Origin of the sequence: Deinococcus aquaedulcis (assembly GCF_019693445.1) — a bacterium.
Classification (GTDB): domain Bacteria; phylum Deinococcota; class Deinococci; order Deinococcales; family Deinococcaceae; genus Deinococcus; species Deinococcus aquaedulcis.
On the sequence record NZ_JAHRBL010000022.1, the window covers coordinates 1 to 20,936 of the forward strand.

Genomic DNA, 20,936 nt, shown 5'->3' on the forward strand with positions numbered 1-20,936 from the left:
CTCGGACGTGACCTGGAGCGCTTGCCCTCCACCCTGGTCGGCTTTCACGTCCTTGCCGCCTGCATTCTGCTCTGCAACAACTTGAAGCCTCTTTTTGCATAGCCTTCTTGGCACTCTCTAGCGCGCCCTTCAAGGCATCGTGTGGATGTCGGCTCTGACGTGTCTTCATCGCAGAAATACGCTACAGGAGCCGACTTTTCCCTGGCTATCAAGAGTTTTGACTGGTAGTCAGGATTTTGCCCCCCTTTTCGGAAGGGGGAGAGGGTGAGCAAGAACGCCCCCCAGGAAACAAAGGTCCTGGGGCATGGTGCAGAGGGTGTTCAAGCGACACGAGAAGCCTGTGCTGGAACCTTGGTCTCAGGTACCGAGCCTACTCGCCCCCTCCCGCCATCTGCTCCACAGCTCTGCGAGGCCCCTGCGACAGGGAAGAGTGAAGACAGCATATTTATCCAGCTTGTTGGGCCGACTGCTGAACCTGTCCGCACGAATGGCCGGGCATCGGACCTGAACAGCGCCCAAAGAGAGGGACCATCCAAGTTTGGTGCGGATGGCCCTGCTCTAAACGGCAACCCGTCTTATAGCCCGAACACGCCCCGCTGTTGCGGGTGCACCAGCTCGGTGTATTCGGGGTGGCGCTGAATGTAGGCGGCAATAAAGGGGCACATGGGCACCACCAACTTGCCCTGCGCCCGCACATCATCCAGGGCGCCCCGGGCCAGCTGGCTGCCCAGGCCCTGTCCTTCGTGGCCTTCTTCCACCACCGTGTGGGGCAGCATCACGGCGCCCTCACCGGCCGGGCGGAATTCGGCGTAGCCCAGCACCTCTTCACCCCGGCGCAGTTCGTAGCGGGCGGCCTCGTCATTGCGGATCACTTCGGTCTGTGCGTGGGTCATGGGGTCTCCGTGCGCCCCATCATGCCGGGCGGCCGGGGGTCGGCGCCACGCCTGGAACTCTTTATTCTCTGCGCGCGCAGACATGGCACGATGAAAGGCACCATGCACGATCCATTCTCGCCCACCCCACTGCCGCCCCGATCCGAGCGCCGCGCACAGGGCCGGGCGCTGCGCGCCGTGTTGCCGCGCCGTGCCCACGCCACCTTCGAGGCCCCGGGGGACCGCCCAGACGTTGTTCTCCAGACCCTGCAGGCCGGGGCCAGCGGCTGCCTGCCGCACCTGCTGCCGCTGCGTTTTGGGCGCATGGTGGCCAGCCCCTTTGCCTTTTTTCGCGGCACAGCGGCCCTGATGGCCGCCGATCTGGCCGCCACGGCGGTCACGGGCGAGCGGGTGCAGACCTGCGGCGACGCCCACTGCGCCAACTTTGGCGCCTTTGCCACAGGCGAGCGCAATCTGGTTTTTGACCTGAACGACTTCGACGAAACCCTGCGCGCCCCCTGGGAATGGGACGTGCGGCGCCTCTCGGCCAGTCTGGTGCTCGCCGCGCGCGAGGCAGGCCACAGCGAGGCCGACGCCTGCTTTGCCGCCCGCAGCGGCGCCCGCGCCTACCGCCTGCACCTGCGCGCCTATGCCCGGCAGCCGCATATTGACGTGTGGTATGACCGCATAGACGCCTCTGAGGCCCTGGCCGACATGGCGGCCGACGCCCGCGCCCACGGGCAGGCCATGTTTGCCAAAGCCAGCACCCGCACCCACCTGCACACCCTGAAGAAGCTGGCCGTCCACACCCCCGCCGGCTGGCGCCTGCGCGACGATCCGCCGCTGCTGGTGCACACCAGCGATCCCCAGGCCGAGGCGATGCTGGAGGGCGTGAAAGCGTGCTACCTGGACAGCGTGGCGCCCGACCGCCGCATGCTGCTCTCGCGTTACCACCTGGCCGACTGGGCGCTGAAGGTGACCGGGGTGGGCAGCTGCGGGCGCCGGGTGCTGGTGCTGCTGCTGGCCGCCGACGGCGACGACGTGCTGTTCCTGCAGGTGAAAGAAGCCCGCTCCAGCGTGCTGGAAGCCCACGCCGGGCCCACCGTGGCCAAGAACGCCGCCCACCGCATCGTGCGCGGGCAACAGCTGATGCAGGCGGCCAGCGATCCCTTCCTGGGGTGGTGCTCGGGCGGTGACCACTTTGCCTACGTGCGCCAGCTGCGTGATCTCAAGGGCCGCTTTGAGTTGCAGGCGGTTAGCCCCCGCACCCTGGAAGAGATTGCCGAACTGTGCGGCTGGGCCCTGGCCCGCGCCCACGCCCGCACCGGGGACGCCGTGGCCCTGGGCGCTTACCTGGGCGGCGGCGAGAATTTCGATGAAGCCACCGCCGCTTTTGGGGTCGCCTACGCGGATCAGGCCGAACGCGACCACGCCGCCCTGGCCCGCGCCGTCGCGCGCGGTGACATTGAAACCGAGGCCGACCCGGACGAGGATTGAGAGAAGGGCTTCACAGCGGGCGCCTGTTTCACGTTGGACCAGGGAGGCGGCCCCTTGAGGGTGTTGGCTCCGTTGTGCTCTGGTTCCCTCAGGACCATTCAGGGGGTACCGGAGAATGGCGCTGGGTTTCGCTGCCAGGCCAAGCGGCAGCGAGTCGGGCAGTTGAAGGTGTACAGAGGCGCAGCAAAAGGGGCCAGTCTACAAAATTCACTCTGGAACTGAGCGCCTCTCTCGGCCTGGGCAAAGCCAACCCGGCCTACGAGTCGCCCTCAGCCTTCCGGCACCTCCGGCGTGCCCCCACTGCCGGTAAAACGCTTGGTCAGCCAGCGGTCAAACCGGGCCAGATTCTCGGCCTGCCGCTCGTAGGCGCTCTGAATGGCGCGCAGGCGGCTTTGCAGCGCCTGTAGCCGCTCGTCGTCAATGGGCACGTCAGCCCGCGTCCAGTCGTGGCGGTAGGTGCCGCTGACATCGTGGGTGGCGCGGCGCAGGGCCACCATGTCGCGCGCCTCTTCCAGCGTCATGCCCAGGGCGCGCAGGTCCAGGAGGTCGCGCAGCAGCCGCAGGGCGTACGGCCCGTACAGCGACCGCCCCGAGGCCGTGACCTGGTCAGGGGTCAGCAAGCCCAGTTCTGCGTAGTGCATCACCGTGCGCCGCGTGACGCCGGCCGCGCGCGCCAGTTCGGCGGTGGTGTAAAAAGTGGGGGCGCTCAAGGCACCACCACCACCTTCCCGGTCACCCGGCGTTCCAGCAGGTCGCGCAGGGCGCGTGGTGCTTCGGCCAGCGGGTAGCGCGCGCTGATCAGGGGGCGCACCGTCCCCGCCGCCACCCATTCGGCCAGCTGCGCCAGATGGGCCGTGTTGCCCGCTGGGTCGCGCCGGGCGTACTCGCCCCAGAACACGCCCACCACGCTGGCCCCCTTCAGCAGCGGCAGATTCAGCGGCAGGCGCGGAATCTCGCCGCCCGCAAAGCCCACCACCAGGTAGCGCCCGCCCCAGCCCAGGCTGCGAAACGCGCCCTCGGCCCAGCGGCCCCCCACTGGGTCCAGCACCACGTCTACGCCAGCGCGGCCGGTCAGGGGCCGCAGCGCGTCTTTCAGGTCCTCGGTTTCGTAGTTGATCGTCTCGTCCGCACCGTGGGCCCGCGCCAGGACGAGGCGCTCCTCGCTGCCTGCCGCCGCGATCACCCGCGCGCCCAGCGCCTTGCCAATCATCACGGCCGCCAGCCCCACGCCCCCGGCGGCGCCCAGCACCAGCAGCGTTTCGCCGCGCTGCACCTGCCCCCGGTCCATCAGGGCGTGCATGGCGGTCCCGTAGGCCAGCGGCAGGGTGGCCGCCACCTCAAAGTCCAAATGGTCGGGCAGCGGAAACACGGCCGCCGCCGGGGCCGTCAGGTGGGTGGCAAAGGCGCCGGTGCCGGTAAAGGCCGCCACGCGCTGGCCCACCTCCAGGCCGCGCACCCCCTCGCCCAGCGCCGTGATCACTCCGGCCGCCTCGGCCCCGGGGATAAAGGGCAGCGGCGGGCGCACCTGATACTGGCCCTGCACCATCAGGGCGTCGGGATAATTCACGCTGGCGGCGCGCACCTCCAGCGTCACCTCGCCGGGACCGGGCAGCGGGTCGGGGAGGTCTTGAAGGCTCAGGGCTTCGGGCGGGGCGAAGACAGTGCAGGTCAGGGCGCGCATGGGCAGAACCTCCGTAGGGGTGGCCCCATCTTAACGCAAGCGTTCATAATGGACGTCTACGGACACCCTTCTCTTTTTCCCCAAGGAGCCCTGCCATGCCCCCTGTGCTGAACCGCCGCGACCTGAATTTCCAGCTGTTCGAGGTGCTGGACACCGCCGCCCTGACCACCCGGGCCCGCTTTTCTGGCCACACCCGCGAGGACTACGAGGCGGTGCTGACCCTGGCGGCGGGCGTGGCCGAGCGCCACTTTGCCCCCTATGCCCGCGAGGCCGATGAGCACGAACCTACTGTGCAGGATGGCCGCGTGGTGTTGCCGCCCTCGGCGCAGGCGGCCATGCAGGCGTTCCGGGAAGCGGGCTTTTTCAGCGCCCACCACGATGAAGAATTGGGCGGGCTGGCCCTGCCCTGGGTGGTCACGCAGGCGGCGATGGCGCACTTTCAGGCCGCCAACATCGGGTACAGTGGCTACCCCTTTCTCACCATCGGCAACGCCAACCTGCAGCGGCAATTCGCCTCGCCAGAGCAGCAGCGCCGCTACCTGCAGCCCCTGCTGGAAGGGCGCTGGTTCGGCACGATGGCGCTGTCCGAACCCCAGGCCGGCTCCGGGCTGGCCGATATCGCCACCACCGCCACCCCGCGCAGCGACGGCACCTACGCCATTCGCGGCACCAAGATGTGGATTTCAGGCGGCGAGCACGAACTCGCGGAGAACATCGTGCATCTGGTTCTGGCGCGCATTGCGGGGGGCGAGGCGGGCGTGCGCGGCATCAGCCTCTTTTTGGTGCCGCGCTACCGCCTGCGCCCGGACGGCTCGCCCGGAGAAACCAACCACGTGGTGCTGGCGGGCCTGAACCACAAACTGGGCTACCGGGGCACCGTGAACACGCTGCTGAACTTTGGCGAGGGCGGCGAGACGGTGGGCGAACTGGTGGGGGCGCCGGGGCAGGGGCTGGCGCAGATGTTCCACATGATGAACGAGGCCCGCATTGGCGTGGGGATGGGCGCGGTGATGCTGGGCACGGCCGGTTACCTGCACAGCCTCGCCTACGCCCGCGAGCGCCGGCAGGGGCGCCGCCCGGGCGCGCGCGATCCGCTCTCGCCGCCTGTGCCCATCATCGAACACGCCGACGTGCGCCGGATGCTGCTGCGCCAGAAGGCCACCGTCGAAGGCGGGCTGGCCCTGGGCCTGTACGCCTGCGCACTGGTGGATGATCTGCACACCGGCCTGGAAGAGGAGCGAGCAGACACCGGCCTGCTGCTGGACCTGCTAACCCCCATTGTCAAAAGCTGGCCCAGCCGCCATGTGCAAGAAGCCCTCAGCGACGCCATTCAGGTCATGGGCGGCGCCGGTTACACCCGCGACTTTCCCGTCGAGATGTACTACCGCGACAACCGCCTGAATCCCATCCACGAGGGCACCGAGGGCATTCAGGCCGCCGACCTGCTGGGCCGCAAGCTGACCCAAGCAGGCGGACGCGGCATGGCCGTGCTTCTGGCCCGGATTGAGGCCGACCTGAGCGCCAGTAAGGGGGTAGAAGGCCTGGACGAGATCCGCTCTGGCATGCGCTGGGCGCTGCAGACGGCCACGGGCGCCCTACACCCCCTCCTGGCCCGTGCCGCCGACCTGGGCCCGGAGCGGGTGCTGGCCGGCGCCCACAGCGCCCTGGAACTGCTGGGCGGTGTGGTGGTGGGCTGGATGTGGCTGCGGCAGGCGGTCGCAGCAGCCCGCGCACTCCCCAGTGCCGGGGGCGAGGACGCTGCCTTTTACCGGGGCAAGCTGCAGGCCGCCCGTTTCTTTGCCCTGTATGAACTGCCAGGAATTCGCGTCCACGCCGAGCTTCTGGCCGCCGCTGACCCCACCGCCCTAGACATGTCGCCCGACTGGTTCTGACCACCTGTCGCGCCGTCTCCGGCCGGTTGGGGTAGGGTGAAACCACACGACAATTCAGCGCGGCCTGTGACCGGTTACACCTGTGGCACAGGGCTGAATTTGACGTGCTGGCGCGCCCTGTGCGCCCGGAGGTGACATGACGAACGCCCGTTTGGTGGTCCTCTTGCCTGCGCTGCTGCTGGCTGGCTGCAGCGCTCCGTCTTCTCCCGAGCTGGCGTCCCGTCCAGAAGCGGCCCGTCTGGGCGCGCAATCGGTCCTGACGTGGCAGGCGCTGCGTCAGGGAGACAGTGGCCGCGATGTGGTCACCCTGCAGTACCTGCTGCGCCACCGGGGCCAGACCCTGAGCGTGGACGGCGCCTTTGGTACCGGAACCGACACCGCCGTGCGCAACTTTCAGCGCGCCAATGGCTTGGTGGTGGACGGCATCGTGGGGGGCAACACCTGGGAAAAGCTGATCACCACAGTGCAGCAGGGCGCCAACAACAACGCCGTGCGCGCCGTGCAGGACCAGCTGCGCAGCGGCTACGGCTACAGCGGCGTGACGGTGGACGGCGTTTTCGGCTCTGGCACGAACACGGCCGTGCGCGACTTTCAGAGCAAGCGCGGCCTCAGCGTGGACGGCGTGGTGGGCCTGAACACCTGGCACGCGCTGGTGACGGGCAGCAGTACCGGCGGCACCGGCACCACCGCCAGCCTCGCGCAGCAGATTCTGAACAACGGGCGCATTACGCTGGGCACCAGCAGTTCCACGGTGAACGGCAATCCCCGGCAGAACATCGTGGACACGGCCGCCGGGCGCCTCGCCACGCGCGGCTGCGCCAGCAACGCCAACTGCGGCCTCACGGTGGCGCTCAAGCGCTCCATGCTGCAGGGGCTGGTCAACATGGGCGCGAACAATTCCATGTACATCACGTCCATTGCCGGTGGGGTGCACTCCACCTACTCCGACCACTACGCGGGGCTGGCCCTGGACATTGGCGTCTGGAACGGCGTGAGCCTCAGCACCCCCAACAGCGCCCACACGGCCGCGCGCAACGCCTGCTTGGCGGCGGGCAGCGACCCCTCGCAGACCTTCAACGCCTACTACGATCCGCCCGGTGGACACAGCAACCATGTGCACTGCGCCTGGAATTAGGCTATGACCACCCAGAATGTCCTGACCCGGCGGGGTGTACTGCGCCTGGGGGCCCTGGTGGGCGGCGGCGCCTTTTTGGCCAGCTGCGGCGTGAATGTGGCCAGCCCCGCCCTGCCCCAGAGCCCCCTGAATGCCCTGGCCGTCACCCAGCCCGCTGTGGCGGGCACCTCGGCCTGGGCGGCCCAGCCCCCCAAATCGCCCATCGTGCTGCTCTCGGCACGCCCCACGCGGATCATCGTGCATCACACCGCCAGCGCCAACACCGCAGACCTCTCGCGCACGCAGGCCTACAGTCTGGCCCGCTCCATTCAGCAGAGCCATTTCTCGCGCGGCTGGATTGATTCGGGGCAGCAGTTCACCATCAGCCGGGGCGGGTACGTGCTCGAAGGCCGCCACCGCAGCCTCGAAGCCGCCCAAGGCGGGCAGCAGCATGTGCAGGGTGCGCACTGCGACGGCTTCAACGACGTCTCGGTGGGCATTGAAAACGAGGGCACGTACATGACCGTCTCGCCCCCGGGCGGGCAGTACAGCGCCCTGGTCAGCCTGTGCGCGTGGCTGTGCCAGCAGTACGGCATTCCCGCCACCGAGCTGTACGGCCACCGAGACTTCAACAACACCGATTGCCCCGGCGACGTGCTGTACGCCAAGCTGCCGCAGCTGCGCGCCGATGTGGCGGCTCGCCTGGGCGTGACGGTACGCATCTGGCCTACCACCCGCGCCCCCATGACGGGCGAGCGGGTGCGCAGTGCCCAGCGCCTGCTGGTGGCCGCCGGTCAGACCCTGACCCCTGACGGCAGTTACGGCAGCGGCACCGCCAGCGCGGTGCGGGCCTTTCAGAGCAGTGTGGGCCTCACCCCTGACAGCGTGATTGGCTCGGCCACCTGGGAGCGCCTGATCCGCACGGTGCGCCGGGGCGACACGGGCCCAGCGGTGCAGGCCGCGCAGGGGCAACTGGCGGCGCGCGGCTACAGCGTGGCAGTGGATGGCGTCTTCGGGGCTGGCACCGAGACCGCTGTTCGCAACTTCCAGACCAGCCGCAGCCTGAGTGCCGACGGCGTGGTGGGCCCCAATACCTGGCACGCCCTGCAGAGTTAGCCGCAGGCCATGACAACAGCCGCCCGGGCTTTTCTGCCCGGGCGGTTGCTTGGTGAGGCCGTTGAAATTTAGCTGGGCTTGTAGCCGCAGCTCAGGCTGCCCAGGTACAGGGCGTCGCGGTGCTCGCGCTGGCCGCCGCCGTTCTTGTGCTCGTGCGCCAGGTGCGCTTCCAGGGCCGCCACCGAGATGCTGATGACCACATAGGCGTTGTTGTCCACCGCACTGGTGGCGTGGCAGACCAGCACCTTGTTGTCGTGCCCCTCGTAGGATCCGCCGTTGCCGCGCAGGTAGCCAGGCATCACTTCCTTGACCACCACCCCCGAGGGCAGGGTCACCGGGTCATTGGCGCCGGCCGAGGCCAGTGAGGCGGTCGCCAGCAAGCCGAGCATCAGTGCAAATCGCTTCATCGTTCCTCCGTGCGCAGGTTGAGTCCACGCTGCGCTTAGTGTGCCTAAGTGTAAAGTTTTTCACTTCATTCGTGAAGCCGCCCGCTGGGGGAGGGACGTCTCTTTGTGCTCCTGGCCGGCAAAGTGGAACACGTTTGACGCCAGGTGCTATGCGCAGCCAAGGATGGCGAGGGGAGTGCGCAAGACGGGCTTAAGCGTGCGAAGGTGGAAAACGCTCTCTGCAGGTGGGCAAGAAAGCTTGTCTCCCCGAGTTTGTTTTGCAGGCTTGATCAGCGGAAGCAGTGGCGAAGCAGCGAAAATCAAACAGCTGCGCCAATCCACCTATCCCGCCTGGGTGAAACAGCGAATAGAGGCGGGGCACTCTGTCCCGGCATACTGCCCTTCGCCCGGTAGTGAGAGCGGCGGTTCCTTCGACTCCGGATCGAGTGGTCACGGGTTCGAGTCCCGTCACCTGGCAACAGGTGTAGCTCAGCTGGTTAGAGCACTTTGTGTCCCGCCGCGACATGTTCTCCGGGCGTCCAATCCCGCCAGTGGGCAGTGAATTCTCCGGTTCCTTCTTCGGAAAAGAAACCGCACCGGGGAAACAATGTTCTCCCACTGGCCTTTTTCTGTACTGCCATGACGAAGGAGGTCATGCCCATGGGTTTCCTCAACCGCAAAAAGAACCGCGCACCTTCGCCGCATCTCAACTTCATGGGCGGCCCATCCTACGACATCACCGATCCGCTTCAGACCTTGCGGGTCACGGCCGCCAGCTGCTTTTTCGGTGAGCCGATGTATTACGCGCGGGACGTGAAGGACACCCGGCCGCAGCGTCCGCACCGGGGCCGCCTGAATGACCTGCACCTCGCGCACCTGCAGGCCACCCTGGGCGCCCTTGATCCTGGCGAGAACCGCACCCTGACGCCCGCGCAGCGCCTGGAACGCGCGATAGACGCGGCCCTGGACGCCGACCCGGCTGGCACCCTGGCTCTGGCTGCTGAACTGCGTGGTGAATGGAACATCCGCGTGACGCCGCAGGTCATCCTGGTGCGCGCAGCCAACCACGCTGCTGTGCGGGGCACGGGCCTGATCCGCGAGCACGCGCCTGGAATCATCCGCCGGCCCGACGAGCCCGCCACAGGGCTGGCCTATCAGCTGAGCGCCTACGGCAAGCCGATTCCCAACAGCCTGAAAAAGGCCTGGAAGCGTGCGCTGGAACAGGTACCTGCCTCTGCCCTGGCGAAGTACCGCCTGGAAGGGCGTGACGTGAAGACCCTGGACGTGGTGAACCTGGTGCATGCGTTCAGCCCGGCGATTGACGGCCTGATGCGCGGCACAGCCAAACTGGAGGGAGAGACCTGGGAGAGCCTGATCAGCGCCAAGGGCAGCGGCCAGCCGCAGTGGACAGAGGCAGTGCAGGTCATGGGTCACATGGCCCTGCTGCGGAACCTGCGCAATCTGGTCAAGCACGGCGTCGCGCCGGAGCTGTTCACGGAGAAGCTCGTGGCGGGCGCGGCCAGGGGCAAGCAGCTCCCTTTCCGCTACTACAGCGCCTACCGGGCGGTGAAGGAAGCCAGTGCGCCGCATGCGGTGCTGACCGCCGTTGAGGACGCCCTGGAAGTCAGCCTGGGCGAACTGCCGCACTTTCCCGGCCGGGTGATGAGCCTATGTGACAACAGTGGCAGCGCGCAGGGCACGGCGACGTCCAGCATGGGCCAGATGCAGGTCAGCACCATTGCGAACCTCAGCGCGGTGCTCACGGCGCGCCGGGCGGACGAGGGGCATGTGGGTGTGTTCGGGGACCGTCTGGAGACCTTCCGGGTCCAGGGCCGGGTCATGCCAAACCTGGAGCGGGCCGAGCGTCTGGCCCAGACCATCGGGGGCGCGACTGAAAACGGCATCTGGCTCTTCTGGGACCGGGCGATCCGCGAGCGGCAGCACTGGGATCATGTGTTCGTGTACAGCGACATGCAGGCCGGGCACGGGGGCCTGTACGGCACAGATGTAGGGGCTTATAAGGCCTATGTCTGGCCCGGCGGCGGGCACTACATTGACGTGCCGAAGTTGATCCAGACTTACCGCGAGCAGGTGAACCCCCAGGTGATGGTCTACCTCGTGCAGGTGGCAGGGTACAGCGACACCATCGTTCCAGAGACCTACCGGGGCACGTTCATCCTGGGCGGGTGGGGCGACGGCCTCCTGCGGTACGCCCACGCCATGAGTCAGCAGTTCAGAGCTTAAAAGGCGCCCCACGCAGGGCGCTTTTTCGTTGATCTTCCTGGCATCCGCCCTGTGACCGCGCTGGACGCTGCGGTCGCGCAGACGTCAGGCAACTCGCTCGCGCCGGGTCCCTGTTCAAGAAAGGCAAAACCTCATCCGCAGTCTTTCATGCTATGTTTTTTAAAGCAGTTTACGGATTGACTGCTCTGCGTCATCGGCCCGGTTCGAGGAGGCCCCATGTTCACCTTTTTCCGTCGTCACGCTCTTCGCAAGCAACCCTTTCCCGCCGCATGGCTGGAGGTGCTGCAGCGCCGCCTGCCCTGGTACCACCGCCTTCCCCCTGAACTGCAACGGCGCCTGCAGGGCCGTATTCAGATTTTCCTGGCAGAAAAGACCTTTGAAGGCTGCGGCGGCCTGGAGGTCACCGACACCATGCGCGTGATCGTCGCGGCGCAGGCCTGCCGGCTGGAACTGCATCACGACCCCAGCCATTTCCCGCACTGCACCACGATCTACCTCTATCCCGATGCGTTTGTGTCCACCGTCACCCAGGTGCTGCCCGGCGGCGTGATTGACGAGGTGCCGACCGTGCGCATCGGTGAATCGTGGCACCGGGGCAGCGTGGTGCTGGCGTGGCGTGCGGTGGAAGCCAGCACCTGGGCTGCCTGGACCGGGCGGAACGTCGTGCTGCACGAATTTGCCCATCAGCTCGACAGTGGCAGCGGCGCGGTGGACGGCGCCCCGGCGCTGCGCAACAGCGCCGCCTACACCCGCTGGGCGCAGGTGGTGAACCGCGCCCTGACCCGACTGCGCGCCCACCTGGCCTGGGGCGAAGCCCCCATTGACCCGTACGCCGCGCAGAACCCAGCCGAATTCTTTGCCGTGACCACCGAACTGTACTTTGAAGCCCCGCAGCTTCTGCGCGCCTTTGACCCGGCGCTGCACCAACTGCTGGAAGACTATTACGGTGCCTTGTCCCACGCAGGTGCAGAGGCTGCCTGATCAGGATTCGGGTTCACCAGTTCTTCCATCACTGATGAACCCGAACGGAGGGGCTCGCAGAGCTGTGCAGCAGAGAAGGAACAACGGTGACGGAGAGGCGTGGAAGCACCGAGACGAAGCGGAGAGGCTGCAACGGATGATCCGGAATCTGTATAAGACAGTTGGCGCTGCCTGGAATGGCGGCCAGTTTCACTTTGGGCCCCAGAAGCATCCCCTCAACTTTTCTCCTGCCACGGCTGTCGTGGGCACTCATTTTGTTCGCCCAGAGCAAACTTCCGACGACCCTGAGTTCCGCTCTCAGAGGGCAGCCCAGCGCGGCGTCATGCTCTCGACTGGGCGGTCAAACAACCCTGGTTGGGCCGCGTGGTTGAACACCTGCTGAAAATCTTCCGGAGTCAGGCCCTTGCGCAGCCGGGCGGCGTAGGTGCTGACCAGCGCCGCCGCGTAATACCGCACGTCGTAATCGTGGCCGTGCGGATTCACGTCCAGGGGTGTGAGACCGTGCCCCTGGCGGTGATACAGGGTCACGCGCTCGCCAGCCGTCCAGGCGCGGCCCAGGTTGCACAGCGCTTCGTACGCCACCTCGCGGCGCGCCGCGCGCGTGTGGGCGTACTGCTCGGGTGATTTGGTCAGGCGCATCCGGCTGGCCACGTCGGCGTTGGTACAGGTGCGTGTTTCCAGCGCGTGGAGGGTGTCCAGGTACGTCTGCCGCACCCCTGCCACGTCACCGGACAGCAGGCACCGCAGCGCCCTCTGCAAGAAGGTCCGCCCGTACGCTTCGGTGCGGCTGGATTCGAACGCGGCGCCCCGCACTTCCAGGCGGCCATCGTGCCGGAGCAGCACATAGTTTTTCATCTCGTGACTCAGCATCGCCTGTGCCCGGCCATCGAACTCCAGCGAGATGCCGTCCGGCAGCGCCGCGTCCACCGCCGCGATCAGCTGCCGCTCCTGCGCTTCGGTCCAGGCGCCCGGCGTGGCGAAGAACACCCCGTCGGTGTCCGCTTCGATCAGGGTGACGCCCCGGGTCTGCAGGGCCTGCACCACCCCGCCCAGCAGGTCGCGCCCCCGGGCGGTGATGCGGTCGGCGGCGGCCGCGTCGGCAAAGAGCGCCATACGTCCGGCCCCCAGGTACCCGTACCCGGAGTTCACCACGAGTTTCATCGCGCTCTGCATGGCCTCGTGCTCGCCCCGGTCACCGCGCCGGGCGGCCGTCTTGTGGTGGAGCCGCAGCGCGGTCAGATGGTCCATCAGGTGCAGGAACACGCCCAGGGGATCACTCGCCGGGCCGATGCGGTCGTGGCGAATGATGCTGGGGTACATGCTGGCCACATCCGCTTTCACCACGTGCGGCAGCACCCCTTCGGCATACAGATGCACGGCGCCGCCCTGGTGAGGGCGGGTAGGCCGCGCCGGCGGGCCGGGCAGCGCGTGGCCAGCATGCAGGTACGCCCGGATGAGCATGGGTTCCAGCATGCCGGTGGCGGTGCCAGCGTACGGCAAGCGGTGGTAGGGTCGCGGCGCCATCTGCGCCAGCGCAAACGCGGGGGCCAGCACCCGCCGGGCCAGCGCGTCCACTTCCTCCACGTCCTGCAGCGCGTAGCGCCGCACCCGCGCCGGATCGGTCTGATACGTCTGCGCCACCAGCGCCCCTTCCAGGTACACGCGGTCCGGCGGGGCCAGCCCCAGGTGCTGCGAGACCGCCTTCAGGCCCATGCTGGGCAGGTCAAGGCGGCGCACAGCGTCCAGCGTGTCCACGATCTCGCGCCCGGCGCAGGCCCAGTGGGGCGAACTGCGGCCGTCCTGCACGGGCCACAGCCCGGCCGGCCCTCCTGGGCGGCTGAAGTTGAGGGGCAGTCCATGGGCCTGCGCGCGGCCCATGAGGAAGGGCAGGTCGAAGCGCATGATGTTGTGGTTCTCAATGACATCCGGGTTGCGTGCGGCCACCAGTTGCAACAGCGCCCGGATCAGGGCAGGCTCGTCCTCCGGTTGCGGGGCTTCGAGAATTTGCTCAAAGCCGAGGTTGTCCCGCACCGCCACTATGAAGATGCGGCCCGTGTCCGGCGTGAGGCTGGTGGTCTCCAGATCAAACTGCAGGCGGTGCACATCATCGAAAGTCAGGCCCTTGAAGTAGGTGCGGCCGGACGCCATCAGGTACTGCTCGGCCGGGCCCACACTGACGTACTCCGGCAGGTCGTGCAGGCTCGTGACGCGCTGGCCCAGCCGCCGCTGGGCGCCGGTCAGGACGGCTTGCCGTAGGGCCCGGCCGTCCTGGGCACTCAGCAGGTAACGCAACGTGCCCGGGCCGCCCGGCAGTTCACGTGCACTGAATGGCGCGGCGTCATCGCCCAGTCGGTGGCCCAGATGCTCGACGTCCGCGAGGTCACGGGCGAACAGCCAGGGGCGGAAACGGGCCCGCTCCAGCGTCACCTGTTCCCCCACGCGGCGCCAGACCAGCGCGCGGCCAGACAGGTCCGCGTGCACCGACACGATCCCCGGCATTGGGTCGTGCCCGAACACCACCGGGTCCAGGTCAGGGGCAACGGATTGAGGGCTCATCGGTGACGTGCTCCTGTTGCCTGGAAATCCCGCGCCCTCAACGGGTCCCGCGCCCATCCACGACGCGCTGCAGTTTGCCGCCCTGGCTGCGGGGCAGGCTGCCCACCTCGCACAGTTCGCACTCGATGGTCACCCCCACCTGCGCTTTGACGAGGCGGATGACTTCAAGCCGCAGGGCGTGGTCCAGCCGTGTGCTTTCTACCCGCAGTAGCAACTCGTCCAGGCTGCCGCTCCGGGACAGCACCAGCTGATAGTGGGGGCTCAGCTCCGTCAGGTGGGCCAAGACCGCCTCAATCTGGGTGGGGTACACGTTCACGCCGCGCAGAATCATCATGTCGTCGCTGCGGCCGCGAATGCGGTCCATGCGGCGCATCGTGCGCCCGGTCTGGTTCTCACCCGGCAGCAGGCGGGTGATGTCGCCCGTCCAGTAGCGTAGAAGCGGCATGGCCGTGCGGGACAGGCTCGTCAGAATCAGCACGCCGTACTCCCCGTCCGGCAGGTTCTCCCCGGTGGCCGGGTCCACGATCTCCGGGTAGAAGTGATCCTCCCACAGGTAGGCGCCCGCCTGTTCCTGTGCGTCCTCGCAGCTCACGCCTGGGCCGATGATCTCGGACAGGCCGTAGATGTTGGTGGCACGCAGGCCCAGGCGCGTCTGCACGTCCTCCCGCATGGTCTCTGACCAGGGTTCGGCGCCCAGAACCGCATACTGCAGGCTGATGGTCTCGGGCGTGTGGCCGCGACGCGCGAGGGCGTCGGCCAGCACCAACGCGTAACTGGGCGTGCACGCGATGACCTCCGGCTCCAGGTCCTCGATCAGCTGCACCTGACGCTCCGTGCCGCCGCCCGACACGGGAATGAGCCCCAGCCCCAGCCGCTCCCCGCCGGCGTGGGCGCCCAGGCCGCCAGTAAACAGCCCGTATCCGTACGCGTTGTGAAAGAGCATGCCGGGCCGGGCCCCCCCCGCGTATAGGCTGCGGGCCACCACTTCAGCGAAGACGTCCAGGTCGTTCTCGTCGTACCCCACCACCGTCGGCTTGCCGCTGGTGCCGCTGGACGCATGCACGCGCCGCAGTTGCGCGCGGTCCGCCGCGCACAGGCCAAAGGGGTAGTGGTCCCGCAGGTCGCTTTTGCGCGTGAAGGGAAAGCGGCGCAGGTCATTCAGCGAGGTCAGGTCGCTGGGGCTCAGGCCGGCATGGGCAAACTTCTCCTGATAGGCGGGCACGCGCTCGTCCAGGCGCGCGACTGTGGCCTGCAGGCGGTCCAGCTGCAGGGCGCGCAGGGCCGGGAGGGGCATGGCTTCGGCGGACGGGTTGAACATCGAACTTCCTCCCTGGAGGATGGGCGGTGGGGGTCAACAGGTGCACGTTCGTCCCCACCAGAATGCCTGAATGGAAAAAGGCCCGCGCGCACCACATGGAGCTGTGTGTGGCTGAACAGCGGCCCCAGATGAGGCGCAGTGGGGCGGCATCGTGCAGCCGGGGCAGGTCAGCCTGACCCACGAGCCCCACAGGACCGCGCGACGACGCCTGAGCAAAAGGTCATCCCCCTCCCTACAACCCCCCTACTCGCGGCGCCACCACCGCCCGCCGAACACATGCAGCACCAGCCCGGCAAAGACCAGTGCGGCGCCCAGCGCCTTGCCCGGCGGAAACGCTTCCTGGTAGGCCAGGGCGCTGGCGATCAGCCCAAAGACCGGCACCAGCAGTGACAGGGGCGCCACACGGGCCGCGCCGTGCCGCTGAATCAGCGCGGCCCAGACCCCGAATCCCAGCACGGTGTTCGCCAGCCCCATGAACAGCACGGCGGCCCAGAAGCCAGCGCCGCTGTGCGTAAAGGTATGGGCCACCGCGTCCCAACCGCTGGTAAACCCGGCCAGCAGCGCCAGTGGCACAGGCGGAATTAGGGCGCTCCAGATCACCAGCGAGAACATGTTCACGTCGCCGGATGCCCGGACCAGCAGGTTGCTGACCGCCCAGCCCAGCGCGGCCAGCAGCGTCAGCAGCAGGCTCAGCAGCGTGAGGTCCCCGCCGGACAGCGCCCCGATCACGCCCATGCCACTGAACGCCAGGATGATGCCCAGCACCTGCCACGGCTGCACGCGCTCGCCCAGCACGCGCGCGGCCAGCAGCGCCGTGAAGAAGGCCTGCATCTGCATCAGCAGGGAACCCAGCCCGGCGCTCATGCCCAGCTGAATGGCGAGGTACAGCAGCCCGAACTGCACCACGCCCACCGCCAGTCCGTACCCCCACAGCAGGCGAGCCGACAGGCGCGGCCGGGGCACGAAAAACACGGCCGGCAGGGCCGCCACCAGAAAGCGCAGGGCCGCGACCAGCAGCGGTGGGGCGTCCGCGACACTCCACTTGATCACGATGAAGTTCACGCCCCAGATGCCGGTAATCAGCAGCGCCAGCAGCAACGCACGGGTGTTCAGGGGAGCAGGCACACCCGTCATGCGCGGGAGTATACGCCCCGCTTCTGGTCGCTTCGTCCAGCCTGATAGAACGTGACCCGCTCTGGGCAACAGGGCCAAATCAAGGCGCCGCACACCCACGGCGAGAGCGGCCCAGGGTGTGCTCTTGGTTACCCGCAGGCAGGACCGCGTTCACAGTGACGCCGCGCCGGCAGCAGGATGACGCTGGCTGACACCCATCCGCCTCAAGGCACCCACGGGCCGCAGACATGCTGATGTGTGCCTCTGGTGGGCAGAGACCAACGTTGATCTCCAGAATTCATTTGCCTAAGCTGCCCCAGATGCTTCCCGATTCCTCGGCCACTGCACGCGCGCTCCTTGATGCCTATGACGCCCAGCTTCGGGAAGAGGCCGAGATGGGGTCGGCGACGGAGGTGGACCGCTATGGGCCGCTGTGGCGCGGGAAGTTCGGAGCACGGGGCTTTGTGTCGTACCGCGATCTGGGGGGCCTGAGCGGCGCCGCGCTCGACGACCTTATTGCCCAGACGATTGACCATTACGCCAGAGACGAGCGCGTCACGTCCTTTGAGTGGAAGACGCGGGGGCACGACGTGCCGGCTGATCTTCCTGAACGGCTTCTGGCGCACGGTTTTCAGGCCGAAGAGGCGGAAACCGTGATGCTGGGCGAGGCGCAGCGGCTGGCGGTGGACGTGCCTCTGGCGCCCGGCGTGCAGCTGCGGCGCATTGATGATCAGGCGGACCCGCTGCCGGATCTGAGGCGGGCGGCGGCGGTGCAGGAACGGGCGTTCGGCTTTCCGTTCGGCGTGGACGACTTCGTGCAGCGGCTGGAGAGCAAGCGCGGCCTGATCGAGATCTGGGTGGCCGAAGTGCAGGGTGAGGTGGTCTGTACAGGGCGCCTGGAAGTGGTGCCGGGCACGGACTTCGCGGGCATCTGGGGCGGCGGCACGGTGCCGCAGTGGCGGGGGCAGGGCATCTACCGGGCCCTCACCGCCGAGCGGGCAAAGTCGGCCGTGGCGCGCGGCGTGCGTTTTTTACACAGCGATTCCACGGCCTTTTCGCGGCCGATCCTGCAGCGCAGCGGGCTGCTGCCGGTCACCACCACGACCCCGTATATCTGGTCCCGCGAGGCAACCCGGTAAGAACCGGGAATGCCACTGGCCCTCAGCGGGCAGGGCTGGAAGATGTAGGCAGCGCGGCGGCGCAGTGGTCAATGCGGTCGGCGAGGTGGCGCAGGGCGGCGGCCAGCTGGGCCCGGGGGCCCGGTTGCCGCAGGCGGCGCCGGATCTCAGCTTCGGCGAGGTGCTGGGCCATGCGGTTCTCGTAGGCCTCGTGGGTGGGCGCATGCAGCTGAAGGAACATGTAGTCGTTCATGAGGTCTCCTGTGGGTCTGCGGTGGCGTTGAGGTAAGGGGCGAGGTGGGCCTGTAGCGCCTGAAAGCCCTGGTGGCCCAGGCTGTAGTACACCGTGGTGCCTTTTTTCTCGGCGGTGACAAGCCCCGCATCAACCAGAATTTTCATGTGGTGGCTGATGGTGGGTTGGCTCACGCCAAGCCGCTGGCTGATGCTGCCGGCAAAGCATTCGCCGCGCCGCCGGGCTTCTGCGGCCAGCAGCAGCACCTCGAGAATCTGTTGACGGGTGGGGTCGGCGAGGGCGCGGAGGACGTCGTGGTGAACAGCAGGACTCACACCATCAATGTACATCTAAATAGATGGATGTCAATATAGATAAGCGTAGATGCTTAGGGCCTGAGGACGGCCTGTACGCCGCGCATGGGGATGAGCCCTCTATGGACCTCGCTGCCTTTTTGGTCAGGTTCAGCAGGCCCCCACGTTTGCGGGCTGAAGCCCTGCCCTTTGCCGGCCAGAAGACAGGCGCTGCGCTCACGACAAGCCCACTGGCCTTCCGCCGAGACAGGGGCTGGCAGGTGTTCTGATGAACCGCTCAAGCGCCGTGTAGAGAGGCAGTCTCCGCTTCTGGAAGACAGTTTCCGGCTGTGCGTTTCCCTCAGCGCCATGGGCCCTGTCCGGTAGTCAGGGCCGACTGCGCGGCTTTCTCTGCTGGCACGGACTGCCCTGCGCTCGGTGGGGCCTGCCCCGCCAAGCTCCAGGGCGTCGGCTCAGGGCCGGGCGTCCCCGGAAAGCGGATACAGGACCAGCGAAACCGGCAGAAACGACCCGCCTGCCGGTAGAAAGGACAGCCGGACGGTGCGGGCGGCGCTGCGCCACAGCAGCAGCGGCTGGTCTCCATTGGTCAGGACGCCAGAGCCCGGAATGCGAAGCACCTGCCGGTCCAGGCCGTCGTCGAGCACCACGCCGCCCCGGTATACCCCGCCGCGCGGCGCAAAGGCAATCACCACGCTGTTGCCCGGCACCGTGTTCTCAACGGTGAGTTCATACAGCAGGCCGTAGTTGCCGCTCAGGCGCTGGGGCGTGCCGGTCAGCGCGTCGGTGCCGAGCAGCGGCAGATCGCTGACTGCGTCGCCCAGCGGCACCTGTACGGGCGCCCCGCCTACCGGCACGGTCAGGCGCCGCACCGCCTGGGGAAAGGTGCCGCGCTGGTGTTTGCCGTCTGGGGGGAGCACCGGCAGCGCGGCCAGGGTATCGTTGGTCGGCTGCCGCCCGTCTTCCAGCATCACCACGCTGATTTCGGCTTCGCCGCTGATGTTCAGATCAAGCAAGGCGGTGGCGCCCTGCTCGGGCGTCAGCAGCGGGCTGATGTACAGCGCCGTGGGCGCCTGGGGGTCCAGCAGCTGGCGGGCACGGCCTGCGCTGGTCAGGAAGTCCAGCACGCTCACCTGGCCCAGCACACTCTCCAGGCGGGTGCCTCCGGCGCTGCCTTCACGCTGCACCTCCACCGATGTGTTGGCGGTCGTGGGCCGGGCCAGCACGAACAGCCGCGCCGGTCTGGGCAGCCGGTTGAGGTGGTAGGCCACCACCCGCACCCGCCCGGCCGCGCGGTCCCGGTACAGCACGCCACTTTGCGTGGGCGCTTCGGGGGAGTCGCTGAACAGCAGGGGAAACGAGGGGCCCGGCGTCATGGTGGCTGCCGCAGCCGGATAGGCGGGATTGCGGGTATCCGCAAACGTTGCGCCGACCGGCGTATGCCGCAGCGCGAACGACAGGGGCGTGTTGACCGGGGCGCCTTCCACCCGGATGGTGCGCGTGTAGGGCGCACTGACCATGCCCTTCGTGTTCGTCACCATCAGGGTGATCTGGTGCTCGCCCGGGGTAAAGAACACGTCCTGCTGGCCCTCCCACTTCCGCGCCAGATTCAGGCCGTCCGGGTCGAACGAGAAATCGGTGTAGGTGACCCGTTCGCCCGGAGCGTACACCGCCTTGTTGGTGGCAAAGCGCGCTTCTGGGCGCCCGCCGGCTGGCGCGGGCACCGTCGCCCCCTGGGCCGGAGGCGCGGCCGGCTGGGGGGCAGGCACGGGCACTGACCCGGTTGGCCGCGAGAACACCAGAACGCCCCCGGCCTGAACGGTGAGCGGGGCATCGAGGGCATACGCGAGCAGCCGGGCCTCCACCAGGGGGTCGCCGCCCGGGGTCAGGACGAGTTTGCCGGCGTAGGGCACCCCGTCAATCGTCATGCTGCGGTTGCTTGTCTGCACCACCAAGCGGCCGGCCTGAAAGAGGGTGCCGCTGACCTGGGCGGGCCGGCCCAGCAGGGCCGCCGTTTCCTGCAGCGGCACGAGCAGGGCGCCGTCCACCACCTGGGCGGGGGTCCGTAGCACCCGGCGCTGCCCGTCCACCGTCACCTCGCCGGCCGGCGAGATCAGAACAGGACTGGCGCTGGCGGGGCCCAGCAGGGCCAGCAGCAGGGCGACTTGAATCAGACGGGCAAAGGTCACACGGCCAAGTATGGAGAGGCGCCTGGGCAACTTTCTGCACAGGGGCAGGCCGGTCTTCATGGTTTATTGAGCGTTGAGGGCCCCTGGCAGTGGAGGCGTGGGCCGGATGATGAAACGGCTGAGCGGCGTGCGGATCGCCGCCAGTGCGCAAGACAGCGGCGCCCTGACTCTGGGGTGCTGGCGCCGTTTCTTTCAGTGACCGGGGATGCTCCCGCGCGGCCAGAGCCCGGCCCACCAGCGGTGCGCAGCGTGGGTGCCCGTGACGCTGTTTCAGCCCGCCCCGGCCGGATGGCGCCGGGGCCTTACTGTCTGCCCG

The 20,936-nt window shown here is 67.9% G+C and carries 17 protein-coding genes, 1 tRNA gene and 1 pseudogene; 9 read left to right on the forward strand and 10 right to left on the reverse strand.

All coding sequences use genetic code 11. The features are described from left to right. Positions 1–102, forward strand: a pseudogene (locus KMW22_RS16960) (IS5/IS1182 family transposase); the annotation flags it as partial. A 473-nt stretch (positions 103–575) separates the two neighbouring features. On the opposite strand, the gene KMW22_RS16965 reads toward KMW22_RS16960, so the two are convergent. Continuing rightward, positions 576–893: a GNAT family N-acetyltransferase gene (locus KMW22_RS16965; RefSeq protein WP_221091214.1), complete on the reverse strand. Its 318-nt coding sequence runs from the start codon at positions 891–893 to the stop codon at positions 576–578. Between the two features lie 90 nt (positions 894–983). On the opposite strand from KMW22_RS16965, the gene KMW22_RS16970 reads away from it, so the two are divergent. After that, on the forward strand, positions 984–2,369 hold the full coding sequence (locus KMW22_RS16970; RefSeq protein WP_221091215.1) for a DUF2252 domain-containing protein: 1,386 nt from the start codon (positions 984–986) through the stop codon (positions 2,367–2,369). Positions 2,370–2,638: 269 nt separating this feature from the next. On the opposite strand, the gene KMW22_RS16975 is transcribed toward KMW22_RS16970, so the two are convergent. Both KMW22_RS16975 and KMW22_RS16980 read right to left on the reverse strand, forming a co-directional pair. Next, complete coding sequence (locus KMW22_RS16975; protein WP_221091248.1) at positions 2,639–3,079, reverse strand: MerR family transcriptional regulator; 441 nt, start codon at positions 3,077–3,079, stop codon at positions 2,639–2,641. After that, the gene (locus KMW22_RS16980; protein WP_221091216.1) at positions 3,076–4,050 is read right to left on the reverse strand and encodes an NADPH:quinone oxidoreductase family protein; all 975 of its coding nucleotides are present in this window, start codon (positions 4,048–4,050) and stop codon (positions 3,076–3,078) included. The genes KMW22_RS16975 and KMW22_RS16980 overlap by 4 nt, the downstream gene beginning before the upstream one ends. 95 nt (positions 4,051–4,145) lie before the next feature. Here KMW22_RS16980 and KMW22_RS16985 point away from each other — a divergent pair, with 95 nt between their 5' ends. The 3 genes from KMW22_RS16985 (at position 4,146) to KMW22_RS16995 (ending at position 8,172) form a co-directional block, all read left to right on the forward strand. After that, positions 4,146–5,942: an acyl-CoA dehydrogenase gene (locus tag KMW22_RS16985; protein WP_221091217.1), complete on the forward strand. Its 1,797-nt coding sequence runs from the start codon at positions 4,146–4,148 to the stop codon at positions 5,940–5,942. A gap of 136 nt (positions 5,943–6,078) precedes the next feature. After that, a complete protein-coding gene (locus tag KMW22_RS16990; RefSeq protein ID WP_235693086.1) occupies positions 6,079–7,077 on the forward strand; it encodes a peptidoglycan-binding domain-containing protein in 999 nt (332 codons plus the stop codon). Positions 7,078–7,080: 3 nt separating this feature from the next. After that, the gene (locus KMW22_RS16995; RefSeq protein ID WP_221091218.1) at positions 7,081–8,172 is read left to right on the forward strand and encodes a peptidoglycan recognition protein family protein; all 1,092 of its coding nucleotides are present in this window, start codon (positions 7,081–7,083) and stop codon (positions 8,170–8,172) included. A gap of 68 nt (positions 8,173–8,240) precedes the next feature. On the opposite strand, the gene KMW22_RS17000 is transcribed toward KMW22_RS16995, so the two are convergent. Continuing rightward, the gene (locus tag KMW22_RS17000) at positions 8,241–8,579 is read right to left on the reverse strand and encodes a hypothetical protein (RefSeq protein ID WP_221091219.1); all 339 of its coding nucleotides are present in this window, start codon (positions 8,577–8,579) and stop codon (positions 8,241–8,243) included. Between the two features lie 384 nt (positions 8,580–8,963). On the opposite strand from KMW22_RS17000, the gene KMW22_RS17005 reads away from it, so the two are divergent. The 3 genes from KMW22_RS17005 (at position 8,964) to KMW22_RS17015 (ending at position 11,783) form a co-directional block, all read left to right on the forward strand. Further along, a tRNA-Ser gene (locus tag KMW22_RS17005) sits at positions 8,964–9,036 on the forward strand. 176 nt (positions 9,037–9,212) lie between these two features. Next, a complete protein-coding gene (locus KMW22_RS17010; RefSeq protein ID WP_221091220.1) occupies positions 9,213–10,802 on the forward strand; it encodes a TROVE domain-containing protein in 1,590 nt (529 codons plus the stop codon). 216 nt (positions 10,803–11,018) lie between these two features. Then, positions 11,019–11,783, forward strand: coding sequence for a M90 family metallopeptidase (locus KMW22_RS17015; RefSeq protein ID WP_221091221.1), 765 nt, complete (start codon positions 11,019–11,021; stop codon positions 11,781–11,783). A 297-nt stretch (positions 11,784–12,080) separates the two neighbouring features. Here the strand turns inward: KMW22_RS17015 and KMW22_RS17020 are convergent, their stop codons facing one another. The 3 genes from KMW22_RS17020 to KMW22_RS17030 all read right to left on the reverse strand — a co-directional run bounded on the left by KMW22_RS17020 (position 12,081) and on the right by KMW22_RS17030 (position 16,770). Then, positions 12,081–14,339: a DNA polymerase domain-containing protein gene (locus KMW22_RS17020; RefSeq protein WP_221091222.1), complete on the reverse strand. Its 2,259-nt coding sequence runs from the start codon at positions 14,337–14,339 to the stop codon at positions 12,081–12,083. Positions 14,340–14,376: 37 nt separating this feature from the next. Beyond that, entirely contained in the window at positions 14,377–15,657 is a 1,281-nt protein-coding gene (locus tag KMW22_RS17025) for an AMP-binding protein (protein ID WP_221091223.1), read from the reverse strand. Positions 15,658–15,900: 243 nt separating this feature from the next. Continuing rightward, complete coding sequence (locus KMW22_RS17030; protein ID WP_456236887.1) at positions 15,901–16,770, reverse strand: EamA family transporter; 870 nt, start codon at positions 16,768–16,770, stop codon at positions 15,901–15,903. A 320-nt stretch (positions 16,771–17,090) separates the two neighbouring features. Here KMW22_RS17030 and KMW22_RS17035 point away from each other — a divergent pair, with 320 nt between their 5' ends. Beyond that, a complete protein-coding gene (locus KMW22_RS17035) occupies positions 17,091–17,909 on the forward strand; it encodes a GNAT family N-acetyltransferase (RefSeq protein ID WP_221091225.1) in 819 nt (272 codons plus the stop codon). Positions 17,910–17,931: 22 nt separating this feature from the next. Here KMW22_RS17035 and KMW22_RS17040 read toward each other — a convergent pair whose 3' ends face one another. The 3 genes from KMW22_RS17040 to KMW22_RS17050 all read right to left on the reverse strand — a co-directional run bounded on the left by KMW22_RS17040 (position 17,932) and on the right by KMW22_RS17050 (position 20,620). Further along, entirely contained in the window at positions 17,932–18,141 is a 210-nt protein-coding gene (locus KMW22_RS17040; protein WP_221091226.1) for a hypothetical protein, read from the reverse strand. Next, positions 18,138–18,455 (reverse strand): ArsR/SmtB family transcription factor, encoded by a 318-nt coding sequence (locus KMW22_RS17045; RefSeq protein WP_328774743.1) that lies wholly within the window; start codon positions 18,453–18,455, stop codon positions 18,138–18,140. The genes KMW22_RS17040 and KMW22_RS17045 overlap by 4 nt, the downstream gene beginning before the upstream one ends. A gap of 431 nt (positions 18,456–18,886) precedes the next feature. Continuing rightward, entirely contained in the window at positions 18,887–20,620 is a 1,734-nt protein-coding gene (locus tag KMW22_RS17050; RefSeq protein WP_221091228.1) for a hypothetical protein, read from the reverse strand. Positions 20,621–20,936: the final 316 nt, after the last annotated feature.

Excerpts from the sequence above, each read along its gene's own strand:
- KMW22_RS17020 (WP_221091222.1), bottom strand. The coding sequence starts at position 14,339 with ATGAGCCCTCAATCCGTTGCCCCTGACCTGGACCCGGTGGTGTTCGGG.
- KMW22_RS17000 (WP_221091219.1), bottom strand. The coding sequence starts at position 8,579 with ATGAAGCGATTTGCACTGATGCTCGGCTTGCTGGCGACCGCCTCACTG.
- KMW22_RS17025 (WP_221091223.1), bottom strand. The coding sequence starts at position 15,657 with ATGTTCAACCCGTCCGCCGAAGCCATGCCCCTCCCGGCCCTGCGCGCC.
- KMW22_RS16980 (WP_221091216.1), bottom strand. The coding sequence starts at position 4,050 with ATGCGCGCCCTGACCTGCACTGTCTTCGCCCCGCCCGAAGCCCTGAGC.
- KMW22_RS16985 (WP_221091217.1), top strand. The coding sequence starts at position 4,146 with ATGCCCCCTGTGCTGAACCGCCGCGACCTGAATTTCCAGCTGTTCGAG.
- KMW22_RS17035 (WP_221091225.1), top strand. The coding sequence starts at position 17,091 with ATGCTTCCCGATTCCTCGGCCACTGCACGCGCGCTCCTTGATGCCTAT.
- KMW22_RS17010 (WP_221091220.1), top strand. The coding sequence starts at position 9,213 with ATGCCCATGGGTTTCCTCAACCGCAAAAAGAACCGCGCACCTTCGCCG.
- KMW22_RS17040 (WP_221091226.1), bottom strand. The coding sequence starts at position 18,141 with ATGAACGACTACATGTTCCTTCAGCTGCATGCGCCCACCCACGAGGCC.
- KMW22_RS16965 (WP_221091214.1), bottom strand. The coding sequence starts at position 893 with ATGACCCACGCACAGACCGAAGTGATCCGCAATGACGAGGCCGCCCGC.
- KMW22_RS16995 (WP_221091218.1), top strand. The coding sequence starts at position 7,081 with ATGACCACCCAGAATGTCCTGACCCGGCGGGGTGTACTGCGCCTGGGG.
- KMW22_RS16990 (WP_235693086.1), top strand. The coding sequence starts at position 6,079 with ATGACGAACGCCCGTTTGGTGGTCCTCTTGCCTGCGCTGCTGCTGGCT.
- KMW22_RS17015 (WP_221091221.1), top strand. The coding sequence starts at position 11,019 with ATGTTCACCTTTTTCCGTCGTCACGCTCTTCGCAAGCAACCCTTTCCC.
- KMW22_RS16970 (WP_221091215.1), top strand. The coding sequence starts at position 984 with ATGAAAGGCACCATGCACGATCCATTCTCGCCCACCCCACTGCCGCCC.